This window comes from Methylobacterium sp. WSM2598 (assembly GCF_000379105.1).
In the GTDB taxonomy this organism is placed as follows: Bacteria; Pseudomonadota; Alphaproteobacteria; order Rhizobiales; family Beijerinckiaceae; genus Methylobacterium.
Genome location: NZ_KB900609.1, coordinates 3,521,789 through 3,530,981, shown reverse-complemented (window position 1 = coordinate 3,530,981; position 9,193 = coordinate 3,521,789). Strand labels below are relative to the sequence as shown.

5 protein-coding genes and 3 pseudogenes are annotated in these 9,193 nt (G+C 64.4%); 3 read left to right on the top strand and 5 right to left on the bottom strand.

Features of this window, described 5'->3' with window-relative positions; all coding sequences use genetic code 11:
- Nucleotides 1-154: 154 nt before the first annotated feature.
- Nucleotides 155-676: pseudogene (locus MET2598_RS36715) on the bottom strand (IS3 family transposase); the annotation flags it as partial.
- The gene (locus MET2598_RS0116820) at nucleotides 673-963 is read right to left on the bottom strand and encodes a hypothetical protein (RefSeq protein ID WP_157182184.1); all 291 of its coding nucleotides are present in this window, start codon (nucleotides 961-963) and stop codon (nucleotides 673-675) included. The gene MET2598_RS0116820 and the pseudogene MET2598_RS36715, both read right to left, overlap by 4 nt.
- A 155-nt stretch (nucleotides 964-1,118) precedes the next feature.
- Here MET2598_RS0116820 and MET2598_RS0116815 point away from each other — a divergent pair.
- Nucleotides 1,119-1,492, top strand: a pseudogene (locus MET2598_RS0116815) (hypothetical protein).
- A gap of 281 nt (nucleotides 1,493-1,773) precedes the next feature.
- On the opposite strand, the gene MET2598_RS0116810 reads toward MET2598_RS0116815, so the two are convergent.
- On the bottom strand, nucleotides 1,774-3,207 hold the full coding sequence (locus MET2598_RS0116810; protein ID WP_084673860.1) for an NAD(P)/FAD-dependent oxidoreductase: 1,434 nt from the start codon (nucleotides 3,205-3,207) through the stop codon (nucleotides 1,774-1,776).
- Nucleotides 3,208-4,545: 1,338 nt separating this feature from the next.
- Here MET2598_RS0116810 and MET2598_RS0116805 point away from each other — a divergent pair.
- Nucleotides 4,546-5,070 carry a hypothetical protein gene (locus MET2598_RS0116805; RefSeq protein ID WP_018261639.1) on the top strand — a complete coding sequence of 175 codons (525 nt, stop codon included), beginning with the start codon at nucleotides 4,546-4,548 and terminating at the stop codon, nucleotides 5,068-5,070.
- A gap of 1,194 nt (nucleotides 5,071-6,264) precedes the next feature.
- Here the strand turns inward: MET2598_RS0116805 and MET2598_RS41200 are convergent.
- Nucleotides 6,265-6,492: a hypothetical protein gene (locus MET2598_RS41200; RefSeq protein ID WP_157182183.1), complete on the bottom strand. Its 228-nt coding sequence runs from the start codon at nucleotides 6,490-6,492 to the stop codon at nucleotides 6,265-6,267.
- Nucleotides 6,493-7,104: 612 nt separating this feature from the next.
- Here MET2598_RS41200 and MET2598_RS39315 point away from each other — a divergent pair.
- Nucleotides 7,105-7,592, top strand: a pseudogene (locus MET2598_RS39315) (transposase); the annotation flags it as partial.
- Nucleotides 7,593-7,725: 133 nt separating this feature from the next.
- On the opposite strand, the gene MET2598_RS0116795 reads toward MET2598_RS39315, so the two are convergent.
- A partial coding sequence (locus MET2598_RS0116795) for a transposase (protein WP_026190775.1) occupies nucleotides 7,726-9,193 on the bottom strand: 1,468 nt, incomplete at its 5' end.

Sequence of the window (9,193 nt, the reverse complement as noted above, 5' to 3'; positions counted from 1 at the left end):
AGACCGCGCAAGACGCTGAACTGGAAGACGCCGGCAGAGGCGCTCGACGCTGTGCTGGCTGCCGTGCAAGATGGTGTTGCGACGACCGCTTGAACCCAAGGTGCGAGCCCTGATCCGAGTGGTGGATCACGTCTCGCGCCTTTCTCTGGCCAACGGCCATCTCGAGTGCGCCGAGTACCAGTTCAGTTCGCAGATGATCAGCCATTGACCAGCCGACGATCCGGCGGCTGAACGCGTCGAGCACGATGGCCAGGGAGCGGACCCCTGCACTCGTCGGGATGGAGGTGATGTCCGCGACCCAGAGCCGGTTGGGTTCATCGGCCGCACAGCTGCGGTCGACCAGGTCCGGAGCTGGTCTGGCCTCCTGATCGCGCCGCGTCGCCATGGGTCCGCCGCGGCGATGGCACGCCCCGACGAGACCCGCCTCGCGCATCAGCCGCGCAATCCGCTTGCGGCTGTGAGCCTCGCCCTGGTCACGCAACTCCGCCTGGACCCGCGGCGAGCCGTAGGTCTGACGCGAGCCCAGGTGGATCGTGCGGATGCGCCGGAGCAGCACCTCGTCCGCCTGAGCCCGCGCCGAGAGGGGTCGGCCGACCCAGGCGTAGTCCCCGGCCTTCGAGACGCCCAGCACGCGCGCCATGACGGCAATCGGGAAGTGCGCCTGGTTCTCGCTCATGAACCGGAAGATCCAAACGGCAGACCTCCGGTCTCGCGCGCAAACCAGGCTGTCGCGCGAGAGAGGATGTCGCGCTCCAGCTTCAACTGACGGTTCTCGCGCCGCAGCCGAAGCAACTCCTCGCGCTCGTTCGCCGACAGCGCGGCCTCAGTAGCAGCAGGCTTCGCCTCTCGGCGTCCCTCCTGCTGGTCGGCCTCGGCCACCCAGGTGCGGATGGCCTGGGCCGACGGCTCGAACTCACGGGCGAGGTCGGTCGGATCGCGCCCGGCGCGGACCAACTCGACCATCTCGCGGCGGAACTCCGCCGGGTACGGGGGACGGGGTCTCGGCATGGCAAACACACCTCACGCGAAAGCGCTCTCGGTGTCCACCGATCCGGGGCAATCCCATATGACCACGGGAGCAAGGGCCGACGTTACAGCGGGTCGGTGATCCGGACGGGCTGCTGCGGGCGGTGACGCTCGTGGCGGTGCTCAACTTGGTGTACTTCGGGATCGAGTTTGCCGTTGCACTGGCGATCGCCTCGGTGTCGCTGTTCGCCGACAGTGTCGACTTCCTGGAGGACGCCTCGGTCAACCTGCTGATCCTGGTCGCGCTCGGCTGGAGCGTGCGCAGCCGCGCCCGGGTCGGCATGGCGCTGGGGCTGATCCTGCTGGTGCCAAGCCTGGCGACGGTCTGCACCGCCTGGGACAAGTTCTTGTCTGGCGCTCGGCGTGGCCCGACCTGCTGGTCGGCATCGGCATGGCGGCTATGAACGCGGATGCCGTGCGTGAGGTCTGGCAGGCCGCTCGGGACGAGCACCGGGCGGAAGCTTGAGAAGCTCACGAGCCTGTCATGTATCCGTATGGGCATACTTCTGCGGACAATCCGACTCTCGGCCATTCGCGTAAGGCGGGCGTATGGAACCAGGTCTGGACCTGCCGCTCATGAGCGGCGTGGTTCGCATAAGGCCCTGTATAGGACGAGAAGAGCCGGGGCGTGATGGGGTGGACGGCTCCTGAGGATGAAAACCAGCGCCCTCATCCCGGCACAGCGGTGCCGTGAGCAGGGGCCCTCCACCTCGTCACGCTCCGATTTCCCCGCTCAGCTGTTCCGGTCTACGTCACTTCGCCCAGCGGCGCACCACGCGGTAGCGCCTTCGGCGGCGGGTCGCCCCGGCCCCCGAACAGAATCTCGGTGATCACGCTCGGGCGGAAGAGCCTGGACGGCGGATCGAGGAAGTTCAGGACCCGATAGAATTGATCGGTCACGGCGGGGCTTCGGTGCGTCGCCCGATGGACGCGCTCCATGTACCATTGCACTGGACGCATACGGAACGGCCGCTGCGCCGCCAATTCGGGAAAGCGGAGATCCTCCAGCGATATGCCGTTCCAGGCGACGTCGACCGCTGGCTTAATGGTCTGGAACCAACGCCGGGCGAAATCCGGACCGATCCCGCCGTCGCGCGCGACGCAGGCCAGCGTGCGGTTGAGAGCCTCCGCCTCGATCACGCTGACCGTCATGCCCTGAGCGTAGACCGGGTTGAAGCTGCACACGGCATCTCCGATGACGATCAGCCCCTCGGGGAACCGCTCGAGCCGCTCGTACCGCCGCCGCAGGCTGCCGACGAAGCGGTAGCGCTTGATCTCCGACATGGGCTCGCACGTGCGGATCACGTCGTAGAGATCGGGCACCGCCAACGAGCGCGCGAACGCCAGGAATGCGTCATGGTCCTGCGGCGATGGTTCGTCGAAGAAGCTGGGCAGCGTCACCAGCCACCGGCCGCCCTCGATGGGGACTAGGCTGCCGCCGCGCCGGGCGGTCTTGTCGCTCACCATCAAGGCGCGCCAGTCCGATCGCTCGTCCGAGCGGCGAAACGTGCAGGTCGAATAGGTGACGCGGGCGCCGAAGAGCTCGGTCTCCGGCCCCGAAAAGCCCAGCTCCGTCAGCCACTGCGGCGTCGAACTGCCCCGACCCGTCGCATCGACGACGAGATCCGCCTCGATCTCGTCGGTTTGGTGCTGACCGCCCGCTCTGGCAAGACGGACGCCCGTGATCCTGCTGCCATCGCTACGCAGGCCTATTGTCCGGACCCCGTCGAGAACCGTCACATTCGGCAAGGCGCGAACCCGCTCCGCGATCCTGCTCTCGAGCAGCGGTCGGCTCAACGACAGAAAGAAGAGGTCGCTGTCGTACCGGACGCGCCAGCCGCCCAGGTGGTACCAGGCAAATTCGCGCCCGCCATTGACCAGAACGGAGCCTGCGGCCACGAGCTCGTCGGTCAGGCCCGGCAGCAGGGCCTCCGCAATCAACTGACCGCGCACCAGGAGGGCATTCAGATGATGGCCTTGCGGCACGCTCTTGTGCGGCTCGGGGCCGCGGACCAGTTCATCCCGTTCGAGGATCGTGACACGCTCGACATGGTCCGAGAGGACGCGCGCGGCCAGCAGGCCCGCGAAGCTGCCGCCCATGACCACGGCGTGGCGAAGCGGGCGGCGGGACGTGCCGGTTTTCAAAATTGAACAGGCTGTCACGATCGATTCTCCGAACATGGGCCAGTCGGCAGTGCTGTCGATCGTAACTGTCCCTGCGCGATCGGCCTGTGGGCTGGATCACAGACAGGGCTGACGAACTCCGCGCGCGGGCATCCAGCCGGATGGTCCCGAGATGAAGGCGTGTTTCAGACGAGGCGGACCAGCCTCTCTCCGAACTGTCAGCGCGCTATCATACCGGCGCGCCTTTGATCTGATCCGATGATATGAACCATGCTGCGCGGAGATGCTGTTGAGGAGAACGCGTCAACGCAAACGCGCAGTGGTATGAGACAGGCCGCAAACTCAAACATCGAAGCATCAACACATCGACCCGATGTTCGAAAAGCGACGGTTTTTCAGCAACTTAAAGCTGTAAGGATTGCCTGTCAGGAATTCAAACCCGTACGCCCGGCGGCTCCCAGCCCTCCCGTCACGATGACGCCGCTCGCATATCGGTGATGCGGTGGCCGGGCCGACAGGTCAGGATCAACCCGGCCACCGATACAGCGACCAGCCCGTGTGTCTCGGAACGGCCACCGGTCGCTGTCCTCGCCCACCCTGGTGCACAACGCGGGTGGACGGTCTCGGAAATCGAGAGAAGCGACGGCCTAGGCCTCTTGCGAGGAGCGTCGGGCCATCGCCTTCGCCGCGCTGGCTGGGACAGCTCGGCTGTTCACAGCCTGCCGCAGGATGGTTGATGAAGTGCTGCTGTGACTTCCTCGACAGCGAGCGCTCTGAGAGCTTCTAGCCGAGCCGCCCGCGGTGTCGCCGTACTCACTGCCCGGCGCCCAACGGTGTGACGTGTAACATTTAAGCGTCGAGCGATATCGCAGAGATTGTAGCCCTCGGCTGCCGCGAAAGGGTTCGACGGCGCAGATATGGCGAAAATCGTCCTCTTTCTTCCAGCTAGATCATAGCCACTATGCGCTGGTACGCTAGTTCAGTCTCAGACGGCAAATGCCTGGTTGCTGGCAGAAGTCGAATAAAAAAATTCATGAAAGTTAATTTTGCTATTAAGTCAGGCAATGCCGCTGAGCATAAGCATCGTGAGTATCAGGCCTGTTGTGGATGTTACAAAACCGACGAGGGCTCTGCCGATCGACGGCAGCGGCAATACGTTGCCCGCCGCTCGCTCATCAAGCTGCGATATACTATGCTCCGTAAGACGCGATACGCCCTTTCAACGAGCCGAAACCTTGGCGGTTCCCCGGGGGCGAGCAATCAGCTTATCCGTCAGGGCTGCCACACTCCTCAGTAGCCGGTGGCCACCGACCGTAGAAGCAGGCCAGCAGGCTCCGAGCTGATCGATCCGCATTGACGGCGCGCGGCGGCGCCCGAGACCCCCTAGGGGGCGGCATGGAGGCAGCCGTGACGCAGTTCGGTTACATCCTGAATTGGACGCTCAAGGCCGGATCCCACCAGTTCCCAGGACCGGACGGCGGCACCTGCATCAACGAAGCCGCCATCGTTGCGGCCGGGTTTCCGTATCAGCCGGTGTGGCGGGTAGAAGTCATGCCGCGCTGTTTTTCACGACCCATCTGCCGCCTCGCGATGCTGCTCAACGACGAAGCCGACGACGTGCAACGCCAACGGTTGCTGCCGTTCGTCACCCGGCTGGCCTGCGCGGACGCGCCCGAGGTGGAACGCCTGCGCCAGAATTACATCAACGCGCGCACATCCGGGAGGCCGCTGAACTTCGAGAATGGGCTGATGGCGCTCGAAGGGGCCCTGGCCATTGGCCGTCAGGCCACCCTTCTGAGCGGGGACGAGGTGAGCGAAAGGCTGGATCAGGCCAAATGCATTCCTGAACCGGCAACGCCAGATCGGACCATGATTGGCAAGATCAAGGAATGGCTCGGGATCGAAGCTGAAGTCTCCTGACCCTGCCTAATGGGGCCGCACCACTGGGCGGCAGGAACAAGGGCGGTCATCGAACCGCCTGACAGCCAACCGGCCGTCAGTTATCATGCCGTCGAGTCCCGGTCATTCTCGTGATGGAAGGGGCGTGCTCATGGTGAAATGCCGCATTGCCCTCACGGTGGCGCTCCTGCTCTCCGGCGTACCCGGCTTGGCCGCGCAGACCTCCTGGACCGATCCGCCGACCCGCACCGCAGCCCCGTCCGAGACGAACGCTCCTGCCCAACCGGAAGTCGAGCGACCGAAAGCACCGGCATCGGAGGTGGTCCAGCGGCAGGCGAAGCGTCCGCCCGCCCGCAGCCGTGCCATCACCACCTTCCAACGGCGTTCGCGGGTGGTCGCGCAGCGTCCATCGTCGCCCGTCCTCCGCTCGCGTCAGGCGGAACCTGTCTCCAGACCGAAGCTGTACAGGCAGGCGAACTTGCCCCGACGAAGCCATCCCATTGTGGTGTCCAGACCGGCGCCGCATCGGCAGGCCGCTCTGGTCCGAAGAACCCATATTGTCACGGCATCCAGACCGCTACCGCCCCGGTGGTCCATCCTGGCCCGAAGAACCTACTCCGCCATCGGAGCTGATGATGTCGATCCGTGGACGATCCGCATCCATCCTTGGGCCGGCGACCTCGACTACTCTGGCCCCTATGGAGTCAGGCGCGGTCTGTGCCCCTGGATGCCCACCCGGGGCCCCAGCGACGACGAGGAGTAATACGGTTCCAGTTGGATTGTACTTCTCGATACACGGGCGGTGCCGGCCGTCCGTGCATGTCATAGACTATAGCAATCTGGTCGTTCTCAGAAATCCCTGAGTTGAAAACCGGTTCTATAATACTAGTCCTTCCAGATTCCTTTGCCCCCACCGCTGGGCGAGGACTGAGATCCCTGAGAAGATGTTAGTTCTGTAAATATTTTCATATACGGTGGAGTATCTATTCCATGAAGGCCGTTTCCGACGGAAAATCCTCCAACTACGGCGTCAAGCTCGGCTTCCAAGATCCCACCAGACAGCTCAGGGGCGCGCTTCTCGATCGGCATGCTGCCGTCCTGAACCGAAGGAATCTTAGAAGAAGACATATCAACCTCCCAAGCTGACCGCGCTCCGATGGCATTCTATGTGGTATTATCTTATTGGTGCTCGGTGTATGAGGCTATTGGAGCCAACTACGGCAACGGAATACGGTGTTCAGCAACTGCGTATTCATTGCTCCGGACCTGAGTTCTTAACTGCAAAATAAATGCAGCTTTCCTTGCTATAGCGTTAAAATCCGGAAATCCACTATATTGGGGGCCGGGCCCTAAGTCTCCGCCGGAAACAAATTCAAGTTCAAGGTCCAGAATTTCGTCCATACCGCAGGTATTTAACTCGATGGAGATTTGAGGCGAACCCATTGTCCCCTCCTATGCTAATTACAGCCTTCGTAAAGGTATTTTGCCTTGGCCCGACCGACGGCGCGGTGCGGAGAAGCACGCGACAGTCTGCACGGATTTTGCTACCAACCGCGATGACCGAGGCGCTATGGTTCGCCCACCTTGAAGTGGTTCGTTGGCGAGTTTGTTATCACCGGCGAACTCAGGCAACAGCCTTAGGACTTAGCAGGCGGCCGAAGTCGCTCTGACGCGTGGTAGCGATCGGCTCGCCAACGACTCAGCGGACGATACGGGCCAAGTCGAGTGTGGCCGCCGTCGCATGTGCTGCAGCCGAACCTTTGCCAAGCCGACGTAGTGTGCCCGACGCAGGTCGAAGCTGCGCGCGACTAGCGAGAAGGTGGCTTTGATCCCGGCGCGGTGCGCGTAGAGCTGAGCGAAGATAGCTGCCTTCTGACGCTGTTCCTCGCCATTCAACTGGCCATATGTCCGGCTCGGCGGCACAATGCTGCTTCGCTAAGTGGTCCGATCTGAACTCTCGTGACCGTAATGTCTGGGAAACGACCGGATACTGTTGGCGAATTCCGGAGGGCGTCGTGGTGGGTGTAGGCTGGCGGCCCCGCTCGGAGGTCGCTCATGTCGCTCCGGCCACAGCCCCCGCTCCCGCCTGTCCCTGAGGACACAGCTCGCGTCGCCCAGACCGGGTTCCGACGCGGCAACAACCCCGACCTGCTCCTACGCACCCGCCTGGGCACCATCTTCGCCGATGCTGCGTTCGCTGACCTCTTTCCCAGCCGCGGCCAGCCCGCGTACGCACCCTGGCGCCTGGCCCTCGTCACCCTCCTGCAGTTCCGCGAAGGCCTGAGCGACCGCCAGGCCGCTGAGGCGGTCCGAGCCCGGATTGACTGGAAATACCTGCTGGCCCTCGACCTCGCCGATCCCGGCTTCGATCCCAGCGTCCTGTGCGAGTTCCGCGGCCGGCTGCTGGAGCACGAGGCCGCTGGACGGCTGCTGGCCCGCATCCTCGAGGCCGCGCGCGACCAGGGCGTGCTCAAGGCGCGGGCGCCAACGCACCGACAGCACCCACGTGCTCGCGGCGGTGCGCGACCTCAACCGCGTCGAGTTCGACGTCACGGACTTCGCGGTCGAGTGGGAGCGTCAGCGCGTGCGCTGCCCGGAGGGCCACGAGAGTTATCCTCCCTCGAGTTGGTGGTTCTTCCGCACTTTGATATTGGTGGTGAATTCGGCTCGGCACAGTCAGGCTGCAGGCGAGTGCAGCTGTGCAAAGGATGAGTTTGGTGTTCGAGCCTTCGGTTCGTCCGCGAGCCATCGCAGTAGTCGCACCAAGTTCATCGCCGCTGCCGTCATCAGATGAACCAGGTGCGTCTTTGCGTGTCCGAAGTCGGGCGTTCGCCGCAGCCGAGATGACCGCACGCCTTGTGCAATCGTGCCCTCGACGCCGGCTCGTCGGGCGTACTCGGCTGCGAAGTCGGCGGTCGTCTCCCGCTCCCGCCTGAACCGCAACGCCTCGTGTTGGGCTTCAGGGCGGATCGTGATCGCCCGGCGGGCCGAGCGCGAGCGTGTGCAGTACGGCCGCAGCGAGCAGTCCCGGCAATCGCGGACCGCGAACTTGATCTTGATCACCGGTGTCGTGCCGTGGACGAGCGTGGGCGTCCAGCTCTGGCTTTCCTTCCCGCCCGGACACGTCGCCCGCCGCCGAGCGAAGTCAATGGCGAAGTCCCGTGCGGCGAACCCGTCACCGGCCTGGGCCTGCCACTGCCGGTCACCCCGCGTCGGGCCGACCAGATCGATCCCGTGGCGCGCCTGGGCGTCAACGAACAGCGCCGCGTTCACGGAGCCGGTGTCGGCGATGTGGATCTTGGGCAGCAGATCCCGTGCAGCAAGCGTCGCGTGGATGGTCGAGGTCGTCGCCTCGTCCGAGACCGCGGCGGTCGTCGTCTCGACGTGGGTGATCAGGTTCGGCGCGTCACCGTCGCACGTCTCGGTCAGATGCGCTTTATAGCCGCTCCACACCGTCGTGCCCTTGCTCGCGGAGCGCGCCTCGCCGTCATACGGCGAGCCGATGTATCGACCCGATGGTGGCAGCTGATGGTTCGTCCGCCATGCGACACGGGTGCCCTCCGGCCCGTCCTCGCGGAGGAAGTTCTGCACCCAGACCCGTCGCAGGGTCTCAAGGGCCGCGACGTCACGCAGGACGGGTGGGGCGAGAGCCAGCAAGGCGAACCCATCGATCCCAGTCTGCACCGCCCACGCCTGCCGTCCTGCCTGGCTCTTGGGAAGCCGGAACTCGCTCGCTCGGAGCCCGTAGCGTTCGACCCAGGTCGGGGTCGTGCACGTGCGGAGCCAGTCGGGCGCGATCGTCGCCAGCTCGTTCAGCGCGTGGCGCAGTGTTTCCCCGACAACTTCGAGCCGGCTGAGGGTCCGCATCGCTCCAAGGACGTGCGTGGAGTCGCTGCGCTGACGTCCACCGCCTTTCAGGAGCCCGCGCCCTCGTGCCAGTGCGAGCGTCGCGTCGAAGAGCCGACTTTCCGCCCCATGCGCGAGAAGGCGCGTGCGGAACTCGCTCAAGTCGGTGTGGGCGAAACCAGCGTCAGCCAATTCCAGGCACAGCAGGTACTTCCTGTACCTGACGACGAGCCGTGCTTCAGTGCGGCTTGGGCGTCCGGCGATCTGAGGTATTTCCGGTCCGACGCAGGCGTAGCTC

Bases quoted from the DNA above. Each gene is read 5' to 3' on its own strand.
- MET2598_RS0116820 (WP_157182184.1), bottom strand. From the start codon at position 963: ATGGTCGAGTTGGTCCGCGCCGGGCGCGATCCGACCGACCTCGCCCGT.
- MET2598_RS0116810 (WP_084673860.1), bottom strand. From the start codon at position 3,207: ATGTTCGGAGAATCGATCGTGACAGCCTGTTCAATTTTGAAAACCGGC.
- MET2598_RS0116805 (WP_018261639.1), top strand. From the start codon at position 4,546: ATGGAGGCAGCCGTGACGCAGTTCGGTTACATCCTGAATTGGACGCTC.
- MET2598_RS41200 (WP_157182183.1), bottom strand. From the start codon at position 6,492: ATGGGTTCGCCTCAAATCTCCATCGAGTTAAATACCTGCGGTATGGAC.